Genomic DNA, 21,493 nt, shown 5'->3' on the forward strand with positions numbered 1-21,493 from the left:
CCGCCGGTCGTGTAAGTTCAACAAGGGAGGAAGTACATGTTGCGCAAACTGCTAATCGGGACGGCTCTCGCATCGGGCGTTGCGTTCGCGGCCCATGCCGAGGACGTCAAGGAAGTCCAGATGCTGCATTGGTGGACGTCGGGCGGCGAAGCTGCCGCGCTGAACGTGCTCAAGCAGGATCTGGCCAAGGAAGGCTTTGCCTGGAAGGACGTGCCGGTGGCCGGCGGCGGCGGCGACGCCGCCATGACCGCGCTGAAGGCGATGGTGGCAGCGGGCAACTACCCGACCGCCTCGCAGATGCTCGGCTACACCGTGCTCGACTATGCCGCCGCCGGCGTCATGGGCGACCTGACCGAGACGGCGAAGAAGGAAGGCTGGGACAAGTCCGTTCCAACGGCCTTGCAGAAATTTGCAGTCTATGACGGCAAGTGGGTCGCGGCCCCTGTCAACGTCCACTCGGTCAACTGGCTGTGGATCAACAAGGCGGTGATGGACAAGATCGGCGGCACCGAGCCCAAGACCTTCGACGACTTCATCGCGCTGCTCGACAAGGCCAAGGCGGCGGGCGTCATCCCGCTGGCGCTGGGCGGCCAGAACTGGCAGGAAGCCACCATGTTCGACTCGGTCGTGCTGTCGACCGGCGGGCCCGAGTTCTACAAGAAGGCCTTCAACGACCTCGACGAGGAGTCGCTGAAGTCCGATACGATGAAGAAGTCGTTCGACAACCTCGCCAAGCTCGTCACCTATGTCGACCCGAACTTCTCGGGCCGGGACTGGAACCTCGCCACCGCCATGGTCATCAAGGGCGATGCGCTGGTGCAGGTGATGGGTGACTGGGCCAAGGGCGAATTCAACGCCGCCAAGAAGGTCCCGGGCACCGACTTCCTGTGCTACCGCTTCCCGGGCACCGACGGCAGCGTCGTCTACAACTCCGACATGTTCGGCATGTTCAACGTTCCGGAGGACCGCAAGGCCGCCCAGATCGCCCTGGCCACCGCCACGCTGTCGAAGAGCTTCCAGTCGGCCTTCAACGTCGTCAAGGGCTCTGTTCCGGCCCGCACCGACGTGCCGGACACCGATTTCGACGCTTGCGGCAAGAAGGGCATGGCCGACCTGAAGGCCGCCAATGAAGGCGGCACGCTGTTCGGTTCGCTGGCGCAGGGCTATGGCGCGCCTCCGGCGGTTGCCAACGCCTACAAGGATGTCGTCTCGAAATTCGTGCACGGCCAGATCAAGACCTCGGACGAGGCCGTGACCCAACTGGTCAGCGCGATCGAAGACGCCAAGTAAGCGCCCGCCCATGTGAATGATCTCCCCGGCGCAAGCCGGGGAGAGTCCTCTGCGGCGAGGTTTTGCGGTGCGCCGACCGGCACGCTTTCGTGCCGCAGAGGCCGCGACAGCAGAATTCCGGACCCGCGATACGGAATGGACAGATGAGCACAGTTGCTGAAACCAGTATCACGCTGACGCCGGAGCACGATGCCCGTCCGGGCGCCACGGTGCGCTCACGCCTTCAGGACGCGCTGCCGAAGCTCGTGCTGGCGCCGAGCTTTGCCGCCACCGTCGTCTTCGTCTACGGCTTCATCCTGTGGACGATCTATCTGTCCTTCACCAACTCCAAGACCTTTCCCTCCTACGCCATTACCGGGCCACGCGCCTATCAGCGGCTATGGCGCTGGACCTTCGAAAGCGATCCGCCGTCCTCCTGGTACACATCGATCACCAATATGGGGATTTTCGGCTTCCTCTACATTTCCATCTGCCTGGCGCTCGGCCTGTTGCTGGCGATCCTGCTCGACCAGAAGATCCGCGGCGAAGGTGTGCTGCGGCCGATCTATCTCTACCCGATGGCACTGTCATTCATCGTCACCGGCGTTGCCTGGAAATGGTTTCTCGACCCCGGCCTCGGCCTCGAGCAGACGCTGCACCAATGGGGCTGGACGAGCTTCCATTTCGACTGGATCAAAAACAAGGATTTCGTCATCTACACGGTGGTCATCGCCGGTGTCTGGCAGGCGTCAGGCTTCATCATGGCGATGTTCCTGGCCGGCCTGCGCGGCATTGACGGCGAGATCCTTAAGGCGGCGCAGATCGACGGCGCCACCACCTTCCAGCTCTACCGCCGCATCGTTATCCCGCTGCTGCGGCCGATCTTCCTGTCGGCCTTGATCGTGCTCGCGCACCTCGCCATCAAGTCCTACGATCTGGTCGTCGCGCTGACCAGCGGCGGGCCGGGCGGTTCGGCCTGGCTGCCGTCCAATTTCATGTATGAGTACACCTTCAAGCGCAACGAAATGGCCGTCGGCTCGGCCAGCGCCGTGATCATGCTGATGACCATCACCGCGATCATCGTTCCCTATCTCTATTCCGAGCTTCGGGAGAAGCCGCGATGAACGCCATAGCCACTCCTGCCCGCCAGAGCACTGGCGGCATCAGCGCCAGGACGGTCAACCGTATCGTCATTTACGGGCTGCTGGCGCTGTTCGCGCTGTTCTACCTGATGCCGCTATTCGTCATGCTGGTGACCTCGTTCAAGACCATGGACGAGATACAGAACGGCAACATGCTGGCGCTGCCGCAGGCGCCGACCTTCGCACCCTGGATAAGGGCGTGGAGCGAGGTTTGCTCGGGTCTCACCTGCGTTGGCATGAAGGGTTATTTCTGGAACTCGATCAAGATGGTGGTTCCGGCCGTCGTCATCTCGACCCTGCTCGGCGCACTCAACGGCTATGTGCTGACGAAGTGGCGCTTCCGCGGGGCGACGCTGGTGTTCGGGCTGATGCTTTTTGCCTGCTTTATCCCGTTCCAGTCCGTCCTCCTGCCCATGGCAACGATCCTCGGCAGCCTCGGCCGGTTCGGCGTCAAGCTGCAGAACGCGACCGGCCTCACCTTCGGCTTCGGCAATCCGACGGTGAACCTGGTATTCGTCCACGTCGTCTACGGCATCGGCTTCACCACCCTGTTCTTCCGCAATTATTACGAGGCGTTTCCGAACGAACTGGTGAAGGCGGCGCAGATCGACGGCGCCAGCTTCTTCCAGATCTTCCGGCGCATCATGCTGCCCAATTCGCTGCCGATCATCGTGGTGACGGTGATCTACCAGTTCACCAACATCTGGAACGATTTCCTCTTCGCCTCCGCCTATGCCGGTTCAGGCGACGTGATGCCGATGACGGTGGCGCTGAACAACGTCGTCAACACCTCGACCGGCGTCGTCGAATACAACGTCAACATGGCGGCGGCGATGATCGCCGCGCTGCCGACGCTCCTCGTCTATGTGCTCGCCGGCCGCTATTTCGTGCGCGGCCTGATGGCCGGCGCCGTCAAAGGATAATCGCATGGCTTTTCTGGAAATTGACGGGCTGAAGAAGCGTTTCGGAGCGGTCGAGATCCTGAAAGGCATCGACCTCGACCTGGAAAAGGGCGGCTTCCTCGTGCTGGTCGGGCCTTCCGGTTGCGGCAAGTCCACGCTGCTCAACACCATTGCCGGCCTGGAGACCATCACCGAAGGCGAAATCCGCGTCGACGGACGCACGATCAACGATCTCCACCCCTCCAAGCGCGACATCGCCATGGTCTTCCAGAGCTACGCGCTCTATCCGAACATGACGGTTGCCGGCAATATCGCCTTCGGCATGGAGATGCGCGGCGTGCCGGCCGGCGAGCGCCAGAAGGCCATCGACAAGGTGGCGAAAGTCCTGCAGATCGGCCATTTGCTTAAGCGCAAGCCAAGCCAGCTTTCCGGCGGCCAGCGCCAGCGCGTCGCCATGGGCCGGGCGCTGGTGCGCGATCCAAAGCTGTTCCTGTTCGACGAGCCTTTGTCCAATCTCGATGCCAAGCTGCGCGTCGACATGCGCATCGAGATCAAGCGCCTGCACGCCACCACCGGCACCACGATCGTCTACGTCACGCACGACCAGATCGAGGCGATGACGCTGGCCACCAAGATCGCGGTGATGCGCGACGGCGAGGTGCAGCAGTTCGGTACGCCGGCCGAAATCTATAACAATCCGGTCAACCTGTTTGTTGCCGACTTCATGGGCTCGCCGGCGATGAACCTGATCCCGGCGACGATCGGCAGCAACGGCAGCGGCTTCTCCGTCGTCATGGAGCGCGAGGCGCGCCAGCCGATCTCGCTGCCGCTGGGCAATGCGCCGGCCGGTCTTTCGGCATTCCAGGGCAAACCGATCATCTTCGGCGTCCGCCCGGAAGCACTGACCGATCCCGAGGGTGCCGAACGCAACGCCTCGAACATCGCCCGCGCCGACTGTCACATCGAGGTCATCGAGCCGGCCGGCTCGGATACGTTCGCGGTCACCAATCTCGGCGGCAAGGCGGTGGTGGCGCGGCTGCGCGCCGATGCCAAAATCCAGCCCGGCACGGTCACGCCGCTCGCCTTCAACCTGACCAAGGCGGTGTTCTTCGATCCGGCGACCGAGAAACGCATCGTCTGACCGCCATGACAAATCCCGACATCGTCATCATCGGCTCCGGCATAGGCGGCGCCACGATCGCCTCCGGCCTTGCCGGCAGCGGCGCCTCGATCCTGATGCTGGAGCGCGGCGAACCACTGCCGGCGACGCCGCACACACGCGACACCCGCGCCATCTTCGTCGACGGCCATTATCGGCCTAAGGAGATGTGGCTCGAGGCCGGCGGAGCGCCTTTCAATCCCGGCAATTACTATTATGTCGGCGGCAATTCGAAATTCTACGGCGCGGTGCTGATCCGCTACCGCAGGCAAGACTTTTCAGAGATGGAGCACTATGGCGGCATCTCGCCGGCCTGGCCGTTTTCCTATGAGGAATTCGAACCTTGGTATTCCCGGGCCGAGCAGCTGTTCCGCGTGCGCGGTGCGCTCGGCGAAGACCCGACCGAGCCGTTCCACTCGATGCCCTACCCTTTCGGGCCGGTACCCGACGAGCCGCCGATCGCGCGCGCCCGCGCCGAGCTCAGGAGCCTGGGTCTGCACCCGGCATCGCTGCCGCTCGGCGTCGACATCGAAGCCTGGCTGAAAGACGGCAGCACGCCGTGGGATGCGTTTCCCAACACCGGTGCCGGCAAGGTCGACGCCCAAACGGGGCCGCTGGCGTCGGCCCTTGCCGACCAGAACATCAAGCTCGAGACCGGCGCCCATGTCGAACATCTCGAGGCATCGCCGGATGCGAGGACAATCGCCGCCGTCCATTATCGACAGAACGGTACGCTGAAGAAAGTCGCGCCGAAGCTGGTCATCCTATCGGCCGGCGCCGTCAATTCCGCCGCCATCCTGCTGCGCTCGCCCACCCCTGAGGGCAAAGGCGGCGGCAAAGGCCTGGCCAACCGCTCCGACCAGGTCGGCCGCAACTTCATGAACCACAATTCGAGCGCCATGCTGGCGATCGATCCACGCCGCCGGAACAAATCCGTCTACCAGAAGACGCTGATGCTGAACGATTATTATCTGTCCGACGGCAAGGGCGGCAAGCCGCTCGGCAATGTCCAGCTCCTCGGCAAGATCGACGGCAACATCCTCAAGGCCAACGTCAGGCGCGCGCCCAAATTCGCGCTCGATTTCATGGCCGGCCACGCCGTCGACTGGTATCTGATGTGCGAGGACCTGCCTGATCCCGAGAGCCGCATCATGGTCGACGGCAAGGACATCGTCATGCAGTGGCGGCGCTCCAACATGCAGTCGCTCGACGGGCTGACCAAGGTAATGCGCGAGAATTTCCGCGCCTGCGGCTATCCGATCGTGCTGTCGCGACCGTTTGACAAGCGCACGCCCTCGCATCAGTGCGGCACGGTGAAGATGGGCAACGATCCAGCGACCTCGCCGCTGGATCCGTTCTGCCGCTCCTTCGACCACAGCAATTTGTTCGTCGTCGACGCCGGCTTCCTGCCGAATTCGGCCGCCGTCAATCCGGCGCTATCGATCGCAGCACAGGCGCTGCGCGTCGCCGATCATATCCGCAAGACGGAGCTTGCAGCATGAGCCGCCCGGCAGCGATCGTCACCGGCGGCGCGCGCGGCATCGGCCTTGCCTGCGCCGAAGCGCTCGCAGATTCCGGCTTCGACATCCTCGTCGCCGACCTTGCCGACGAAGCCGCCGACGGGCTCGCCGCGGACATTACAGCGCGCGGCGCGGCATTCGCATACCATCGCTGCGACATCGCCGATCTCGGTGGCCATGTGGCACTTATCGATGCTGCATTGAATGCCTTCGGCCGCATCGACTGCCTGGTCAACAATGCCGGCATCGGCGCTGTCCTGCGCGGCGACCTGCTCGAGCTCAAGCCGGAAAATTTCGACCGGGTGCTCGGCATCAATCTGCGCGGCACCGTATTCCTCAGCCAGGCCGTTGCCAAAGCGATGCTCGGCCTGCCGAGCGATGGTGCGAGATCGATCATCACCATCACCTCGGTCAGCGCCGCCATGGCCTCGCCGGAACGTGCCGATTACTGCATCTCCAAGGCCGGGCTTTCGATGTGGGTGAAGAACCTGGCGCTGCGGCTTGCCAGCGAAAACATAGCCGTGTTCGAGGTGCGCCCGGGCATCATCCGCACCGACATGACAGCCGGTGTCACCGCCAAATATGACGGGCTGATCGACGGCGGGCTGGTGCCGGCAATGCGCTGGGGCGAGAGCGAAGATATCGGTGCCGCCGTGGCAGCACTCGCCGGCGGCAAGCTCGGCTTTTCGACCGGCTCGGTCATCAATGTCGACGGCGCGCTGTCGGTGCCGAGGCTATGAACAGGTGACGCCATGATCGACTACATCCCATGACCGACTACATAATCGTCGGCGCCGGCCCGGCCGGCTGCGTACTCGCCAACCGGCTGAGCGAAGATCCGTCGCATCAGGTACTGCTGCTCGAAGCCGGCGGCAAGGACTGGCATCCGCTGATCCACATGCCGGCCGGTTTTGCCAAGATGACCAAGGGCATCGCCGCCTGGGGCTGGTCGACGGTGCCGCAAAAGCACATGAACGACCGCGTCTTCCGATACACGCAGGCCAAGGTGATCGGTGGCGGCTCTTCGATCAACGCCCAGATCTACACGCGCGGCAACGCCCGCGACTACGACGCCTGGGAGAAGGAGGAAGGCCTTGCCGGCTGGGGCTATCGCGACGTGCTGCCCTATTTCAAGCGCGCCGAGAACAACCAACGCTATGCCAACGATTTTCACGGCGACCAGGGCCCGCTCGGCGTGTCGAACCCGATCGCGCCGCTGCCGATCTGCGAGGCCTATTTCCGTGCCGGACAGGAGATGGGCATCCCCTTCAATCCCGACTTCAACGGCACCAGCCAGGAGGGCGTCGGTTACTATCAGCTGACGCAGAAGGACGCCAAGCGCTCCTCCGCGTCGGTCGCCTATCTCAGGCCGATCCGCGATCGCAAGAACCTCACCGTCAGGACCGGTGTTCTGGTGACGCGCATCGTCGTCGACAAGGGCCGCGCCGTCGGCGTCGAGATCGTCGACCGGCCGGGCGGCCAGCCTGCGATCCTGCGCGCCGAACGCGAGGTCATCGTCTCGTCCGGCGCCATCGGCTCGCCGAAGCTTTTGATGCAGTCGGGCATCGGCCCGGCCGACCACCTCAAGGCGGTCGGCGTGACGCCTGTGCACGATCTGCCTGGCGTCGGCTCCAACCTGCAAGATCATCTCGATCTGTTCGTCATCGCCGAATGCACCGGCGACCACACCTACGACAACTACGCCAAGCTGCACTGGACGGCGTGGGCCGGCCTGCAATATCTGCTCCTGAAGAAAGGCCCGGTAGCCTCCAGCCTGTTCGAGACCGGCGGCTTCTGGTACGCCGATCCGACCGCCGCCTCTCCCGATATCCAGCTGCATCTCGGCCTCGGCTCCGGCATCGAGGCCGGCGTCGAGAAGCTGAACAATCCGGGCGTGACATTGAACTCGGCCTTCCTGCGCCCGCGTTCGCGCGGCACGGTGCGGCTGAACAGTGCCGACCCGGCCGACCACCCGCTGATCGATCCGAACTATTGGGCCGATCCCTATGACCGCGACATGTCGATCAAGGGGCTGAGGCTGGCGCGCGAAATCATGCGGCAGAGGGCGCTGCAGCCCTATGTACTGCGCGAGGTACTGCCGGGACCCGACCTGCAGAGCGGCGACGAGTTGTTCGACTACGCCTGCCGCAGTTCCAAGACCGACCACCACCCGGTCGGCACCTGCCGCATGGGCCACGATGCGATGAGCGTGGTGACGCCCGATCTCAGGCTGCGCGGTATCGAGGGTCTGCGCGTCTGCGACGCCTCGGTAATGCCGCGCATCCCCTCCTCCAACACCAATGCCCCGACGATCATGGTTGGCGAAAAGGGCGCCGATCTGATCCTTGGCCGCGAGGCGCTGCCGCCGGCGGTGTTTTCCACCAACCGAGCGGCATGAGGGACAAAGAATGATCAGGCACTGTGTTTTCGTCAGATTTCGCAACGATGTCGCCAACGCCGAGCGCGCGACAATCCATGCCGATCTCGAGGCGTTGCGGACGGTGATCGACGGCATGGGCAAGGTCGAATTCAGCGCCAATACCAGCCCGGAACCCTTCGCCCGCGGCTTCACGCACGGCTTCACCATCGACTTTCGCGATGCCGCGGCACGCGACGGCTATCTCGAGCATGAAGCGCATCAGCGAGCCGGCGCAAGACTGGTCGCGGCGCTCGAAGGCGGCACCGACGGGCTGATGGTTTTTGACCTGGAGATCGCCTGACTATCCCATTCTCAGTGCAACGACGCCGGCGACGATGCTAAGCACCGCGGCACCTCGCCATGCCGTCATCTTCTCGCCGAGCGCGAACACCGAGATCATCATGGCGAACAGGATCGATGTTTCGCGCAGCGACGCCACCGAGGCGATCGGCGCCTTGGTCATCGCCCACATCACGATCCAGTAGGCGCCGCCGCTGAGCACGCCGGTATAGATTCCTGCCTTCCAGTCGCGCGCCAGCACCGGCAGCGCCTGTGGGCCGCGAAAGACGACGCACAGCACCAGCGCCCACAGCGCATCGCAGACGAACAGCCAGGCCGCATAACTCGACGCGGTGGCGGCCAGCCGCGCGCCGCTGCCGTCCGACAGCGTATAGCTGGCGATGAAGATCGATGTGCCCAGCGCGAAACCGACGGCGCGCAGGTTCAATTTCTCCAGATGCGCGCCACCGCGAAACGACAGCACCAGCGTGCCCGCCGACAACAAGAGGATGCCGAGAATGGCGAGCGGCGCCGGCATCTCGGCAACGACGACAATGCCCCCCAAAGCGGCCAGCAACGGCGCGGTGCCGCGCGCCAGCGGATAGGTCTGGGCGAAATCGCCGGCCTTGTAGGCGCCGATCAGGAACGTCCTGTAGCCCATGTGGAAGACAACCGAGGCGAGGATGTATGGCCACACGTCCGGCTTCGGCACCTCGACAAAGGGCAACGTCACCAGCGCAGCGGCACCCATGCCGAGCGTCATCAGCGTGATCGACAGGAAACGGTCGAGATGGACCTTGACCAGCGCATTCCAGATCGCATGCATGGAAGCGGCGGCAAGCACCGCGAAAAAGACAAACAGGCTCATCGGCGGTTCATCCGCCGCCGATCGCGGTGGCGATCGGCGTCTCCAGGTCGACATCAACCCAGAGCGGAAAATGGTCGGAGGCGGTTTGGCCGATATCGGCGCTGACCGAGCGCACGCGCCCGGCAAACATGCCGCCGACGAAGCAATGGTCAAGCCGGCGCTTTGCGATCCTGCCGTCGATGGTCTTCACATGGGTGTGGAAATCCGCTGTCGGTTCGCTGGCGACGGCGGCTGCGTCGACAAAACCGTCGAGATAGGCGGCACCGCGATGATAGGGCGTGCTGCCGACGATGCGCCGGTACTCGGCGCTATCCGGCTCCATGTTGAAGTCGCCCATCCAGATCGCCGCCACGGGGTTTTCCGGCTCCTGTTCGCCATTGCTCCAGTTGCGCGCCGGCTCGTCATCGGCGCCGCTCCATGGGCCGCCCTCGGAGGGCGCACGGCGATGCTCGGCGAGCAAATAGTCGATCTGCTCCAGCCGCTCCTCGGCCGCGATATGCGCCAGATGCAACGACAGCACCCGCACCGGACCGGCGGGGGTGCGGACCATGCATTCGAGTGCCGTATTGCGGGTGTTGAGCGGCCGCAGCGTGCGCCTGAGCGGCAGCGTATGCAGCCGCGACCAGACGATCGGCAGCTTCGACAGAACCATGGTGCCGAATTGCCGCCGCCGGTTGGCGACGCGGCCGTCACGCCGCTCGCTGGCATCCATGTCGAAGGCCGGGCCATAGGCCCAATAATAGTCGGGCAGCAATTGCGAAAGAAGTTCCGGCTGGTCGTCCTCGTTGCTGCGCCGCCAGTGCCGCTCCACTTCCTGCAAGGCGATAATGTCGGCACCGGCCACGACATTGGCACAGCGCGCCAGGTCGTAGCGGCCATCGCTGCCGAAGCCGTACTGGATGTTATAGCTGACCAGCTTCATTGCTTATCCGGCTCAATTTCTTGCTGGCAGTAGCCGTTCGCTGGATTGGTTGCAATGTGCAGCCGGGCGGAGGGAGCTTGGGCCAGATGCTAATGCTTGTCGCCCAAAAGTGCGCAGCGGTTTTGGGATAACGACATGCATAAAGACAAAAACTTAAAGCGCGTCGCAAGAGGCTGTTCAAGCGCGACGCGCTTTAAGTGGTCAGCGGCTGGAACCGACCGGGCGGGGATGCTGCCAGTTCCGACCAGTCGATCTCTTCCTCGAGGCGGTGGTAGGCCTCGTCGCCGATCGTTCCGTCGATGCGCAAGCGCTCCAGCGCATCGCGCTGGCTCTTGATGGCATAAAGACGTAATCTGTCATACTCGGTCGCCGCCTGGGCATCCTCCGGGTTTTCGGCGATGGCGCGCTGGGCGGCATATTGCTCTCGCACCGCCCCTGCCGCGCTCGATGTCTTGCCGCTGAGCACGTCCAGCGCCGCCTGCATGATGGCGACGCGCGCCTGCGCCACCTCCCGGTCGACCGTCCGGTCGAGGTCGAGATTGAGCAGAAGCAGCAACGGTTTCAGGCTGACGCCTTGCAGCACCAATGTGCCGAGCACGACCGTGAAAGCGGCGAGCACGATCGGATCACGGCCCGGAAAGTCGGCCGGCAGGGCGAAGGCTGCCGCAAGCGTCACCAGGCCGCGCATGCCGCACCAGCCGATGAGCACGCCGCCGCGGAATGTCGGTGCGTCCTTCCGCCTGTCTTCGTCGCCCAGACGTGCCAGCCCTCTGAGGATCGCGCCGCAGCCCAGCACCCAGACGAGCCGCGATACGATGACGACGGCCAGTACAGCCAGGGCAAAGACGAATGCCTCGCTTTGGCCTTGCTCGGCAAGTCGGCCCACGATCGATCGCGCTTGCAGGCCCATCAGAACGAAGGCCAGAACATTGAGCACGAACACTGCCGTCTCCCAGACCGAGTAGGAGCTGACACGATTCCTTGCCGGCATGCGGCGCGGCGACGTACGTGCGATCGTCATGGCATAGACGACGATCGTGATGATGGCGGAAAGCCCTATCCTGTCGGCCAGGATCCAGACGCCGAAGGTTGAGGCGAATTGGACCACTGTGCCGCTCGCCGGGTCGTCGATGCGGCCGAGTATCGCGAGAGACAACCGGCCGAGCACATAGCCTGCGGCAAGGCTGCCGACCGTCGACAGCAGGATCATTGGTACGGCACTGCTCAACAGGATGGAGCCGGCGGCTGCGGAAACCGACATCCTGTAGATCAACAGCGCGGTGGCGTCGTTGAGCAGGCTCTCGCCTTCCAGGATGGCGGTGATGCGGTGCGGCACCTTGAACTGTCCGAGCACGGCCGCCGCTGCCACGGCATCGGGCGGCGCCACGATCGCGCCAAGCGCTATGGCGGCGGCGATGGGCAGGCCTGCCATCGTCCAGCCGACCAGCGCGACCGTCACCGTGGTAAAGATGACGGCGCCAAGCGCCAGCAGGATGAGCGAAACCTTGTAGCGGTTGAGATCGCGCAGCGACGTGTCATAGGCCGCATCGAGCAGAACCGGCGCGATGAACAGAGCGAGCGCCAGCTCCGGGTCAATCTCGATGGTCGGTGCAAACGGCAGGAAGGCGATGCCGGCGCCGGCCAGCGCCAGCAATGACGGATAAGGAATCTGCAGACGCCGCGACAGCGCGGTCAGGGCGACCGCGATGAGAAGCAGAACAAGGGTGAGTTCAAAAAGCGCCATGCCCTATCGTAGCGGTGAAGCCGGGCGATTGGCACTGCAAAAACGGCCACGGCCTTGGCTGCTGGTGAATGGTGAATGGTGAATGGTTGCTTGCAGAGTAATTTCGGCGCGTAAAGTGCCCTCTCACTATTCACTATTCACTATTCCTAATGCAGCACGAGCATGTCGCCCGACGAGAACGAAATCTCGGCCTTTTCGCCGACGGCCGGCGGCGGCGTGGCCGGACTGTTGAACGTGTCGAGCGAGACCGTGCTGCCGCCGATGCCGACGCGCACCCGGATGACCGAGCCGAGGAAATGCACCTCCGCGATTTCACCCGAAAGGCTGGAATCGCGGCCGGGGTGTCGGCCGAGCGAGATCGCCTCGGGCCGCAGCGCCAGCGACAACGTGTCGCCGGATTTCGAGCCGTTGAGCTTGCCCTTGAGCGAGACCTCTTGCGAATTGACGCGCACCTTGCCTGATGCCGCGTCGGTGACTGTGCCTTCGAGCACGTTCAGCGTGCCGACGAAATTGGCGACGAATTTGGATGCCGGCCGGTTGTAGATCTCGAACGGCGTGCCAACTTGCTCGGCCTTGCCGCCATGCATGACAGCAATGCGGTCGGAGATCGACAGCGCCTCTTCCTGGTCGTGGGTGACGAAGATGGTGGTAATGCCGAGCTTCTTCTGGATCGAGCGGATTTCCTCGCGCAGTGATACGCGCACCTTGGCGTCGAGCGCCGACAGCGGCTCGTCGAGCAGCAGCAGCTTCGGCTTGGGCGCAATCGCCCGCGCCAGCGCGATGCGCTGCTGCTGGCCTCCGGAGAGCTGGTAGGGATAGCGGTCGCCCATCTGCGGCAGCTTGATGATGTCGAGCATTTCGGCAACGCGCCTGTCGGCATCGGCCTTCGGCATACCGGCGACCTTCAGCCCGAAGCCGATATTCTGCGCCACGGTGAGGTTCGGAAACAACGCATAGGCCTGGAACACCATGCCGACATTGCGCTGATTGGGCTTGAGCCGGGTGATGTCCTTGCCGGCCACGACGATCTTGCCGGCGGACGGCTCCTCGAAACCGGCGACCATGCGCAGCACCGTCGTCTTGCCGCAGCCCGACGGGCCGAGGAAGGAGACGAATTCGCCCGGCTCGACGTCGAGGTTGAAATCCTGCACCACCGTGGCGGCGCCGAAGGATTTTCGCACATGCTGGATTGAGAGGAATGGCTCGGTCATGGCTTTTTCCTTCGGGTCAGTTCGGACGGTTCGCCGATCGCGGCGCGAAGCGCGACAGGATCTGGATCAGCGACATGCAGCCCCAGGTGATGGCGAAGGCGATGATGGCAAGCGCCGCCGGCTCGTAGGCGCGGTTGGCGCCAACGTTCTGCAGATAGGGTCCGAAGGCAGGCCGGTTCAGCAGGCTGGCCATGGTAAATTCACCGATGACGATGGCGAAGGTCAGGAAGGCGCCCGACAGCACCGCGATCAGCACGTTGGGCAGGATGACCCGGGTGATGATCGTGCCCCAGCCGGCGCCGAGGATCTGCGCCGCCTCGGTTAGTGTCCGCACATCGATCGTGCGAAGCCCGGTGTCGACGGCGCGATACATATAGGGCAGCGCCAGTGTCGCATAACCGATGACCAGCAAGGCATTGGCTCCTGTCTCGCTGGCCAGGAACGGCAGCGGTGATTTAGACCCGTACATTCTGATGTAGCCGAAGACGATAACGATTGCCGGGATGACCAGCGGCAGCAGCGTGATGAACTCGACGACGGGCCTTAGCTGCGGCAGCCGCAGACGAATCCAGTACGCCGCCGGCACCACCACCAGCACGCCAAGGACGATGGTGAAGATGGCGGCGACCACCGAATAGATAAAGGTCGCCTGGAAGCGGGGATCGCCGAGCACGACCTGATAGGCATCAAAGGAATAGGCGCCGCGCCGCATGCGCATGGAGAATTCTACGGTCGCGATAAGCGGAATGAAGAAATAGGCCGCGCCCAGCGCGAAGACGATCCAGGCCCAGAATCTGCCGGACTTCATTTGAGCCACCTCTCAGAGCGCGTCCGGAACCAGATGTAGAAGACATTGGCCAGCCCGGTGATGACGATCATGCCGAAGGCGATGGCGTAGCCGAGATGGGCATTGTGCAGCACGTCACCGCGGATCTGCGCGTAGAGCAGGATAGGGACGATGTTAAGCGAGGAGCCGGTCAGAGCGTAAGCGGTGGCGATGGCACCGAAGGCGTTGGCGAATAAGAGGATGACGGTGCCGAGGAAGCTTGGCCAGATCACCGGAATGACGACCATGCGCCAGAACTGCGCCTGGGTCGCGCCAAGCGTTGCCGCCGCTTCGCCCCATTCCTTCTTCAGCCCGTCGATCGCCGGCACGATGATCACCACCATCAGCGGGATCTGGAAATAGACATAGGTCAGCGTCAGGCCCCAGAACGACAGGATGTTGAAACCATGGGCATAAATGTTGAAGCCGACCAAGACGTTGAGCAGCACCGTGGCGAGCCCGAGCCGGCCGAGCGTCGCGAGAAAGGCGAAGGCCAGCGGCACGCCGGCAAAATTGGAGGCCACGCCGGAGAAGGTCAGTGTCGCCGAGCGTATCCACTCCGGCAGCCCGCCGCGCACGATGGCAACGGCAATGGCAAGCCCGGCGAACGCACCGATCAGCGACGAGGCGAGGCTGACCTTGATTGAGATCCAGTAGGCGGCAACGATCGACGGCTGCGCCAAGGCCGCTATGTTTTCGAAAGTGAATTCGCCGGCATCGTTCCGGAATGCGCCCAGCATCAGATAGAGCGTCGGCAGGATCAGGAACATGATGGCGAAGATGAAGAAAGGCGCAACGCCAAGCCATTGCGTCGGCAGCCTCATGCTGCGGGCGTCGGCGGGAGGCGCGGTCTTCCCGGCAACAGCGTGATCGGACAACGAGATATCGGTCATGCGCCGGCTACCGTCCTGGAGGTATGCCGGGCGGCGATCTAAGCCGCCCGGCTGATCTCAAGTCTTACTTGACGTTGGCGCCGACGACGGCGTCCCAGTTCTTTGTGATGGCTTCCTTGGCCTTGCCCTGCTCGTCGAGCGTCGGGAACACCGCGGCTGCATAGGACTCGGCCGGCGGCAGCTTGGCCATCACGTCAGCCGGGAGCTTGCCGTTCTTGGCAAGGTCGTTGAAGCGGATCGGGTGGCAATAACCCTTCAGCCAGCCGATCTGGCCTTCGTCGGAATAGAGATATTCCAGCCATAGCTTGGCAGCATTCGGGTGCGGCGCGTAGGCGCTGATCGCCTGGACATAGACGCCGGCGACGACGCCGGTCTTCGGCACGACGACGTCGACCGGCGGATTGCCTTTCAGCGTGTCGCGGCCGGCAAGCGCGTTGTAATCCCAGGTCACCAGGATTGGCGTCTGGCCTTGGGCAAGCGTCGCGGGCTTGCCAATGACCGGCACGAAATTGCCGGCGGCGTTGAGCTTCTTGAAGAAGTCGAGACCAGCCGTGCCGGCAGCTTCGCCGGCAGCCGCACCGCCGGAAAGGCCGGCGGCATAGACGGCCTGGATGGCCTGGTTCGAAGCGCGCGGGTCACCGGCGAGCGCCACGGTATTGGCGAACTCCGGCTTCAGCAAGTCGGCCCAGTCGGCCGGCGCTTCCTTGACCAGGTCCTTGTTCACCAGGAACGAAAGCACGCCGTAATAGTCGCCGGTCCAAAAGCCTTCGGCATCCTTGGCGCTGTCCGGGATCGAGTCCCAGGTTGATACTTTATAAGCCTGGATCAGGCCATCCTTCTTTGCGGTCGGACCGAAGCTCAGGCCGACGTCGATGACGTCGGGCGCCTGCGGGCCCTTGTTGTCCTTGTTGGCCTTGATCGCCTCGACCTCGTCGCCTGAGCCGGCATCGGGGTTGAGTTCGTTGATGGTGATTTCCGGATATTTCGCCTTGAAGCCGTCGATGACCGTGCCGTAGCCGCACCAGTCATGCGGCAGCGCGATGGTGGTGAGCTGGCCTTCAGCTTTGGCTGCGGCGACCAGTTCATCCATGGACTGGGCCGACGAGATGGCAGAGGTCGCCATCAGGGCGACGGCCGAAAGGGAAAGCAGTTTTCCCGTGAATTTGAACATGTGTTCTCTCCGTTGAACTGACGCCGTTGGACGCCTGCGATGCGGTATCGTTTTCGTGTGACAGCCAGATGAAAGCTTTGTGAAAGCGACGCCCTGCAGTACGAAAAAGTAAACTCTTTTTAACCGGCTGTAGCAATCGCTACGCCGTTATTTTTCCGGCTAACTAGTCTCGGCCTTGCCTTTCATCCTTTCCCCCTTTCTTCGCCTCTTTTCCAAAGTGGATTTGCAATGCTGAGCTTGTCTCAGACGGCGCCGGCGATGGCGTTTTCGAGCAGCGTCAGCGCCGCCTTCTTGGTCAGCTTGATCGGGTTGCCGCCGGCGGTCGGGTCGACCACCGCCATGTCGGCGATCAGGCCCTTGCGCTTCTTGTCCATGTCGAGCCCCTTGATCAGGCCGGGTAGTGCATGCGGCACCTTGAGCTCCTTGCGCAGCTTGACAATCGCCTTGGCAAAGCCGTCGAAGCCGCCCTTGATGCCGCAATAGGCGGCGAGCCGGGCTATGCGCGGCTCGATCGCCTCGCGGTTGAAGGCCAGCACGTAGGGCATGAACACGGCGTTGGTCATGCCATGGTGGGTGTCGTAGAGCGCGCCGATCGGATGCGACAGCGAATGAATCGCGCCAAGCCCTTTCTGGAAGGCGGCCGCTCCCATGGCAGCGGCGCTCATCATGTTGGCGCGGGCGACCAGATCCTTGCCGTTGGCATAGGCTTTCGGCAGGTTTTCGAAGACCAGCCTTATGCCTTCCACCGCGATGCCGTCGGCCATCGGGTGATAGCCCGGCGCGCAATAGGCTTCGAGGCAATGGGCAAGCGCATCCATGCCGGTGCCGGCTGTGATGAAGCCGGGCATGCCGACCGACAGCTCCGGATCGGCAATGACGATTGCCGGCAAAAGCTTCGGATGGAAGATGACCTTCTTGGTGTGGGTCGCTTCATTGGTGATGACACCGGCGCGGCCGACTTCCGAACCGGTGCCGGCCGTGGTCGGCACGGCGATGATCGGCGCGATCGCATCGGCATCGGCGCGCGTCCACCAGTCGCCGACATCCTCGAAATCCCAGACCGGACGTGTCTGCCCGGCCTGGAAGGCGATCAGCTTGCCGAGGTCGAGCGCCGAGCCGCCGCCAAAGGCGATGACGCCGTCATGCTTGCCCTTCTTGAACACGGCAATGCCGGCGGTCAGGTTGGAATCCACCGGGTTCGGCTTGACCTCGGAAAACACGCCATACGGCACCTTGGCGTCGTCGAGGATCTTCAGCGTCGAGGCCACCACCGGCAGCTTGGCCAGTCCCGGATCGGTGACGAACAGCGGCCGCTTGATGCCGGTCGCCGCCAGCACCTCCGGCAATTCCTTGATGCGCCCCGCGCCGAAGCGGACGGTCGTCGGGTAATTCCATTTGGAAACGAGTTTTGTCATTTGTTGTCTTTCAGAAAATCAGATGGCTTCGCGCAGATGGTATGATTTCGGCCTGGTCAGATTGTCGTAGCCGGTGGCCGACAGTGCCGCGCCCTTGCCGGTGTCCTTGACGCCGGTCCAGACCAGCGCCGGGTCGAGATAGTCGCAGCGGTTCATGAACACGGTGCCGGTCTCGACGCGATCGCCGATCGCCGCCGCATGGTCGGTGTCGCGCGTCCAGATCGAGGCCGTCAGCCCATAGGGGCTGTCGTTCATCAGCGCGATCGCTTCCTCGTCGTTGCGCACCTTCATGATGCCGACGATCGGGCCAAAGCTTTCCTCGCGCATGACGCTCATCTGGTGGTCGACCTGGGTCAGCACTTCCGGCGCCAGATAGGGCGAACCTTGCCTGTCGTTGGCCACCTTCATATTGATATGCGCCCTGGCGCCTTTGCGCAGCGCCTCGGCCTTCTGCTCGCGGATCAGGTCGGCGAAGCGCGCCTGCGCCATCGGCCCCATGGTGGTCGCCTGGTCGAGTGGATTGCCGACGACGTAGTTCCTGGTCTCGGCAATGAAGCCTTCGACGAATTCGTCGTAGACCTTCTCGTGGACATAGACGCGCTCGATGCCGCAGCAGCACTGGCCGGAATTGAAGAAGGCGCCGTCGACCAGATTGGCAACGGCATGGTCCATCTTGGCGTCGGGCAGCACATAGGCGGGATCCTTGCCGCCGAGTTCGAGGCCAAGCGTCATGAAGGTGCCCGCCGCCGCCTTTTCGATGGCGCGGCCGCCGGCGACCGAGCCGGTGAAGTTGACATGGTCGATCTTGCCGGAGCCGAGCAGCCTTTCGGTCTGCGCGTGGTTCATGACGAGGTTCTGGAACAGCCCCTTGGGCAGGCCGACCTCATCGAACGCCTGCTGAAACCGTTCGCCGACCAACAATGTCTGCGCCGCGTGCTTGAGGATGACGGCGCTGCCCGCCATCAGCGCCGGCACGATGGTGTTGACGGCAGTGAGATAGGGATAGTTCCACGGTGCGATCACCATGACCACGCCGAGTGGCACCTTCTTCACATAACGACGAAAGCCGTCCTTCGGGTTGGAAGCCATGACCGGCTTCAGTGCCGCCTCGGCGATCTCGACCATGTAGCTGACGCGTTCCCTGACGCCGCCGAACTCGCCGCCATAGCGCACCGGCCTGCCCATCTGCCAGGCGATCTCCGGCACGATCTCGTCGGTCATGGCGACCAGCGCTTCCAGCATGGCAAGCATGTACTTGCCGCGCTCGACGACTGGCGTCTGCGCCCACTTCTCCTGCGCCGCCTTGGCACGTTCGACCGCGGCACCGATCGCCTGATCCGTCGCCAGAGGCCGTTCGGCATAGATCGAACCGTCGACGGGGGATTTTATTTTCACGGTTTCCAAAGAGGTCTCCAAATCAACAAGGAATTGTTTTGACATAGCCGGCCGCGCCATAGGCAAGGATTGCGCGATCGCGGGTGATGATCTCGAGGTTTTTCGAACGCGCCGTGGCTATGATGATCCGATCCGTCGGATCATTGTGAACGACGCCGGGCAGGAACGAAGACTCGACCAAAAGCTCACTGTCGATCCCCTCGACGCTCGCTGCCCCGGTCTGCACGAACCGTTCGAACCATGCGAGCGGCGACTTGATGAATGGCAACCGGCCCTTGGCTACAAGCACGCCGATTTCCCAGGCGGACATCACGGAAACGGCGATCACGCTGCCATTTTTGCGTGCGCTGGTCACCTTCTCGACCGCAGTCCTCGTGACCGGCTGCTCCGTTGACAGCCACAGCATGAAGCATGTGTCGAGCAGAACCCCCTCACTCGTCATAGACATTGCCCCAATCCGGATCGGCGGGCGCGGTATAGTCGACATCCGGAAGCAGAGTGAGCGTCCCGGCCATGCATCCAAACAACGGATCGGCACCCCGAGGCGGCACGATGTACTCTTCCTTGTTGCCGTTCATGTCGTCCACGGAATCCACTTGCCCCTCCTTGAAACCAGACCGGCGATCAGGCTCCGGTGGCCTCGTCGCATCACTGGAACTTCCGAGGTGCACCAATATCTCGCTTTCCTGCCGGTCGAGAATTTCAGCTATCTTGCGTATCTCGTCGACCTGCATGCGCCGCTCGCCGTTCAGTGTCCGCGACAAGGCGCTGTAGTGTATGTTCATGCGGCCGGCCATGCTGCGTACCGTGAGCTTGCGCTCGTTCATTCGACTCATGAACCACGCCTTGTCGACATGGGCTCTACCTTTGGGCAACGCTGCCTCCAGGGTGTTGCGGTGCGATAACCGCAACAATATTGCGTAAAGTGCAACGCCGTCAATACCGCTCGAACCCCCTGTGCAGTTCCCAGTCCGTAATCCGGCGGTCGTACTCGAACTGTTCCCAGTGTGCCGTGTGGACGTAATGTTCCAGCACATCGTCACCGAGCGCCTGCCTCAGCATTTTCGATTCCGCCAGCGTCGCGGTGGCGTCGCGCAATGTCTTTGGAATTTCAGGCAGCTGCGAGGCCTGGTAGGCATCACCGACGAAGGGCTTCTGCAGTTCAAGCTTTTCATCGATGCCGGCAAGCCCGGCCGCGATCAGCGCGGCGAAAGCCAGATAGGGGTTCAAATCGGCGCCGCCGATGCGGCATTCCATACGGATGCCCTTGGTGCCCTCGCCGCAAAGACGGAAACCGGCGGTACGGTTGTCCTCGCTCCACATGATCTTGGTCGGCGCAAAGGTGCCGGCCTGGAAGCGCTTGTAGGAGTTGACGTAGGGCGCCAGGAACCAGGTGAATTCCTTGGCATATTTGAGCTGGCCGGCCGCCCATTGCTGGCCGAGTGTCGACAGCGTCCACTCGGCATTTTTGTCGTAGAATAATGGCGTCTTGCCGTCGGCGCTCCACAGCGAATTATGGATGTGGCTGGAATTGCCGGCGAGCCCGTAATTGTACTTGGCCATGAACGAGATCGCCTTGCCTTCGGACTCGGCGATTTCCTTGGCGCCGTTCTTCAGGATGACGTGGCGGTCGGCCATGTCGAGCGCCTCGGCATAGCGGACATTGATCTCCTCCTGGCCGGGACCCCACTCGCCCTTCGAATTCTCGATCGGGATGCCGGCCGCCTCCATCTCGTTGCGCAGCCGGCGCATGACGCCTTCTTCCTTGGTGGTGATGCCGATCTGGTAGTCGCCGATGTAGGGCGATGCCGTCTCGAGGCCCTGCCAGTGCTTCTTGCGGGCGGAATCGTAGGTTTCGCTGAACAGATAGAATTCGAGCTCGGAAGCGAAATAGCCGATATAGCCGCGATCCTGCAGCCGCTTGACCTGCTTCTTCAGCATGGCGCGCGGCGAATGCGCCAGGTCGTCATGGGTATGGTGGTCGAGCACGTCGCAAATCACCAGCGCCGTCTTCTCCAGCCACGGAACGCGCCGCAGCGTCGCAAGGTCCGGCTTCATGACGAAATCGCCATAACCCTTCGACCAGCTCGCCGCCTTGTAGCCCGGCACCGGTTCCATATCGATGTCGGCGGCCAAGAGATAGTTGCAGCCATGCGTCTCGTCATGCGCGGAATCGACGAAATAGCGGGCCAGGAACCGCTTTCCCGCGAGCCGCCCCTGCATGTCGACGATGCAGGCCAGCACCGTGTCGACCTCGCCGCTGGAGACCGCTTGCTTCAACTGGTCGAACGAGAAATTTCCGGCCATTCCTTTGGTACTCCAGCGCTTGTCGTTTCGGGCTTGTAAAAAGCCACTTTG

The 21,493-nt window shown here is 63.0% G+C and carries 20 protein-coding genes; 8 read left to right on the plus strand and 12 right to left on the minus strand.

Translation table 11 applies throughout. The annotated features are described in order from the left end of the window. Positions 1–36: 36 nt before the first annotated feature. The 8 genes from NKJ46_RS13860 to NKJ46_RS13895 all read left to right on the plus strand — a co-directional run bounded on the left by NKJ46_RS13860 (position 37) and on the right by NKJ46_RS13895 (position 8,712). Positions 37–1,290, plus strand: a complete 1,254-nt coding sequence (locus tag NKJ46_RS13860) for an ABC transporter substrate-binding protein (RefSeq protein WP_352665540.1) — start codon at positions 37–39, stop codon at positions 1,288–1,290. Between the two features lie 143 nt (positions 1,291–1,433). Continuing rightward, positions 1,434–2,393 (plus strand): carbohydrate ABC transporter permease, encoded by a 960-nt coding sequence (locus tag NKJ46_RS13865; protein WP_352665541.1) that lies wholly within the window; start codon positions 1,434–1,436, stop codon positions 2,391–2,393. Continuing rightward, positions 2,390–3,334: a carbohydrate ABC transporter permease gene (locus tag NKJ46_RS13870; RefSeq protein WP_352665542.1), complete on the plus strand. Its 945-nt coding sequence runs from the start codon at positions 2,390–2,392 to the stop codon at positions 3,332–3,334. The genes NKJ46_RS13865 and NKJ46_RS13870 overlap by 4 nt, the downstream gene beginning before the upstream one ends. A 4-nt stretch (positions 3,335–3,338) precedes the next feature. Further along, positions 3,339–4,454 carry an ABC transporter ATP-binding protein gene (locus NKJ46_RS13875; protein WP_023675366.1) on the plus strand — a complete coding sequence of 372 codons (1,116 nt, stop codon included), beginning with the start codon at positions 3,339–3,341 and terminating at the stop codon, positions 4,452–4,454. 5 nt (positions 4,455–4,459) lie between these two features. Continuing rightward, a complete protein-coding gene (locus NKJ46_RS13880) occupies positions 4,460–5,974 on the plus strand; it encodes a GMC oxidoreductase (protein ID WP_352665544.1) in 1,515 nt (504 codons plus the stop codon). Next, positions 5,971–6,732, plus strand: coding sequence for a 3-ketoacyl-ACP reductase (locus tag NKJ46_RS13885; RefSeq protein WP_352665545.1), 762 nt, complete (start codon positions 5,971–5,973; stop codon positions 6,730–6,732). The genes NKJ46_RS13880 and NKJ46_RS13885 overlap by 4 nt, the downstream gene beginning before the upstream one ends. 29 nt (positions 6,733–6,761) lie before the next feature. Further along, positions 6,762–8,390, plus strand: a complete 1,629-nt coding sequence (locus tag NKJ46_RS13890; protein ID WP_352665546.1) for a GMC family oxidoreductase — start codon at positions 6,762–6,764, stop codon at positions 8,388–8,390. 10 nt (positions 8,391–8,400) lie between these two features. Further along, entirely contained in the window at positions 8,401–8,712 is a 312-nt protein-coding gene (locus NKJ46_RS13895) for a Dabb family protein (protein ID WP_352665548.1), read from the plus strand. Here NKJ46_RS13895 and NKJ46_RS13900 read toward each other — a convergent pair whose 3' ends face one another. The 12 genes from NKJ46_RS13900 to NKJ46_RS13955 form a co-directional block, all read right to left on the minus strand. Further along, entirely contained in the window at positions 8,713–9,558 is an 846-nt protein-coding gene (locus tag NKJ46_RS13900; protein WP_352665549.1) for an EamA family transporter, read from the minus strand. It lies immediately after the preceding gene. 7 nt (positions 9,559–9,565) lie between these two features. Continuing rightward, a complete protein-coding gene (locus tag NKJ46_RS13905) occupies positions 9,566–10,480 on the minus strand; it encodes an endonuclease/exonuclease/phosphatase family protein (RefSeq protein WP_352665551.1) in 915 nt (304 codons plus the stop codon). Between the two features lie 193 nt (positions 10,481–10,673). Next, positions 10,674–12,224, minus strand: coding sequence for a cation:proton antiporter (locus NKJ46_RS13910; protein ID WP_352665552.1), 1,551 nt, complete (start codon positions 12,222–12,224; stop codon positions 10,674–10,676). Positions 12,225–12,370: 146 nt separating this feature from the next. Then, on the minus strand, positions 12,371–13,435 hold the full coding sequence (locus NKJ46_RS13915; protein ID WP_352665553.1) for an ABC transporter ATP-binding protein: 1,065 nt from the start codon (positions 13,433–13,435) through the stop codon (positions 12,371–12,373). A gap of 16 nt (positions 13,436–13,451) precedes the next feature. Beyond that, positions 13,452–14,243: an ABC transporter permease gene (locus tag NKJ46_RS13920; RefSeq protein WP_352665554.1), complete on the minus strand. Its 792-nt coding sequence runs from the start codon at positions 14,241–14,243 to the stop codon at positions 13,452–13,454. Beyond that, entirely contained in the window at positions 14,240–15,154 is a 915-nt protein-coding gene (locus NKJ46_RS13925) for an ABC transporter permease (RefSeq protein WP_352665555.1), read from the minus strand. The genes NKJ46_RS13920 and NKJ46_RS13925 overlap by 4 nt, the downstream gene beginning before the upstream one ends. A 64-nt stretch (positions 15,155–15,218) precedes the next feature. Further along, complete coding sequence (locus NKJ46_RS13930) at positions 15,219–16,325, minus strand: ABC transporter substrate-binding protein (RefSeq protein ID WP_352665556.1); 1,107 nt, start codon at positions 16,323–16,325, stop codon at positions 15,219–15,221. Between the two features lie 242 nt (positions 16,326–16,567). Beyond that, complete coding sequence (locus tag NKJ46_RS13935) at positions 16,568–17,740, minus strand: iron-containing alcohol dehydrogenase (protein ID WP_352665557.1); 1,173 nt, start codon at positions 17,738–17,740, stop codon at positions 16,568–16,570. Between the two features lie 18 nt (positions 17,741–17,758). Next, on the minus strand, positions 17,759–19,180 hold the full coding sequence (locus NKJ46_RS13940) for an aldehyde dehydrogenase family protein (RefSeq protein ID WP_352665559.1): 1,422 nt from the start codon (positions 19,178–19,180) through the stop codon (positions 17,759–17,761). Next, a complete protein-coding gene (locus NKJ46_RS13945) occupies positions 19,158–19,583 on the minus strand; it encodes a type II toxin-antitoxin system VapC family toxin (protein WP_352665560.1) in 426 nt (141 codons plus the stop codon). The genes NKJ46_RS13940 and NKJ46_RS13945 overlap by 23 nt, the downstream gene beginning before the upstream one ends. Then, positions 19,567–19,971 carry a helix-turn-helix domain-containing protein gene (locus NKJ46_RS13950; RefSeq protein WP_352665561.1) on the minus strand — a complete coding sequence of 135 codons (405 nt, stop codon included), beginning with the start codon at positions 19,969–19,971 and terminating at the stop codon, positions 19,567–19,569. The genes NKJ46_RS13945 and NKJ46_RS13950 overlap by 17 nt, the downstream gene beginning before the upstream one ends. Positions 19,972–20,071: 100 nt before the next feature. Further along, a complete protein-coding gene (locus NKJ46_RS13955) occupies positions 20,072–21,442 on the minus strand; it encodes a glutamine synthetase family protein (RefSeq protein ID WP_352665563.1) in 1,371 nt (456 codons plus the stop codon). Positions 21,443–21,493: the final 51 nt, after the last annotated feature.

It is taken from the genome of Mesorhizobium sp. M0166 (assembly GCF_040322255.1).
GTDB lineage: Bacteria > Pseudomonadota > Alphaproteobacteria > Rhizobiales > Rhizobiaceae > Mesorhizobium.

What these genes read in the sequence shown, in the direction of transcription:
- NKJ46_RS13950 (WP_352665561.1), bottom strand. Translation starts at nt 19,971, where the DNA reads ATGAGTCGAATGAACGAGCGCAAGCTCACGGTACGCAGCATGGCCGGC.
- NKJ46_RS13915 (WP_352665553.1), bottom strand. Translation starts at nt 13,435, where the DNA reads ATGACCGAGCCATTCCTCTCAATCCAGCATGTGCGAAAATCCTTCGGC.
- NKJ46_RS13885 (WP_352665545.1), top strand. Translation starts at nt 5,971, where the DNA reads ATGAGCCGCCCGGCAGCGATCGTCACCGGCGGCGCGCGCGGCATCGGC.
- NKJ46_RS13945 (WP_352665560.1), bottom strand. Translation starts at nt 19,583, where the DNA reads ATGTCTATGACGAGTGAGGGGGTTCTGCTCGACACATGCTTCATGCTG.
- NKJ46_RS13955 (WP_352665563.1), bottom strand. Translation starts at nt 21,442, where the DNA reads ATGGCCGGAAATTTCTCGTTCGACCAGTTGAAGCAAGCGGTCTCCAGC.
- NKJ46_RS13925 (WP_352665555.1), bottom strand. Translation starts at nt 15,154, where the DNA reads ATGACCGATATCTCGTTGTCCGATCACGCTGTTGCCGGGAAGACCGCG.
- NKJ46_RS13890 (WP_352665546.1), top strand. Translation starts at nt 6,762, where the DNA reads ATGACCGACTACATAATCGTCGGCGCCGGCCCGGCCGGCTGCGTACTC.
- NKJ46_RS13910 (WP_352665552.1), bottom strand. Translation starts at nt 12,224, where the DNA reads ATGGCGCTTTTTGAACTCACCCTTGTTCTGCTTCTCATCGCGGTCGCC.
- NKJ46_RS13905 (WP_352665551.1), bottom strand. Translation starts at nt 10,480, where the DNA reads ATGAAGCTGGTCAGCTATAACATCCAGTACGGCTTCGGCAGCGATGGC.
- NKJ46_RS13900 (WP_352665549.1), bottom strand. Translation starts at nt 9,558, where the DNA reads ATGAGCCTGTTTGTCTTTTTCGCGGTGCTTGCCGCCGCTTCCATGCAT.
- NKJ46_RS13865 (WP_352665541.1), top strand. Translation starts at nt 1,434, where the DNA reads ATGAGCACAGTTGCTGAAACCAGTATCACGCTGACGCCGGAGCACGAT.
- NKJ46_RS13940 (WP_352665559.1), bottom strand. Translation starts at nt 19,180, where the DNA reads ATGTCAAAACAATTCCTTGTTGATTTGGAGACCTCTTTGGAAACCGTG.
- NKJ46_RS13930 (WP_352665556.1), bottom strand. Translation starts at nt 16,325, where the DNA reads ATGTTCAAATTCACGGGAAAACTGCTTTCCCTTTCGGCCGTCGCCCTG.
- NKJ46_RS13880 (WP_352665544.1), top strand. Translation starts at nt 4,460, where the DNA reads ATGACAAATCCCGACATCGTCATCATCGGCTCCGGCATAGGCGGCGCC.
- NKJ46_RS13895 (WP_352665548.1), top strand. Translation starts at nt 8,401, where the DNA reads ATGATCAGGCACTGTGTTTTCGTCAGATTTCGCAACGATGTCGCCAAC.
- NKJ46_RS13870 (WP_352665542.1), top strand. Translation starts at nt 2,390, where the DNA reads ATGAACGCCATAGCCACTCCTGCCCGCCAGAGCACTGGCGGCATCAGC.
- NKJ46_RS13860 (WP_352665540.1), top strand. Translation starts at nt 37, where the DNA reads ATGTTGCGCAAACTGCTAATCGGGACGGCTCTCGCATCGGGCGTTGCG.
- NKJ46_RS13920 (WP_352665554.1), bottom strand. Translation starts at nt 14,243, where the DNA reads ATGAAGTCCGGCAGATTCTGGGCCTGGATCGTCTTCGCGCTGGGCGCG.
- NKJ46_RS13875 (WP_023675366.1), top strand. Translation starts at nt 3,339, where the DNA reads ATGGCTTTTCTGGAAATTGACGGGCTGAAGAAGCGTTTCGGAGCGGTC.
- NKJ46_RS13935 (WP_352665557.1), bottom strand. Translation starts at nt 17,740, where the DNA reads ATGACAAAACTCGTTTCCAAATGGAATTACCCGACGACCGTCCGCTTC.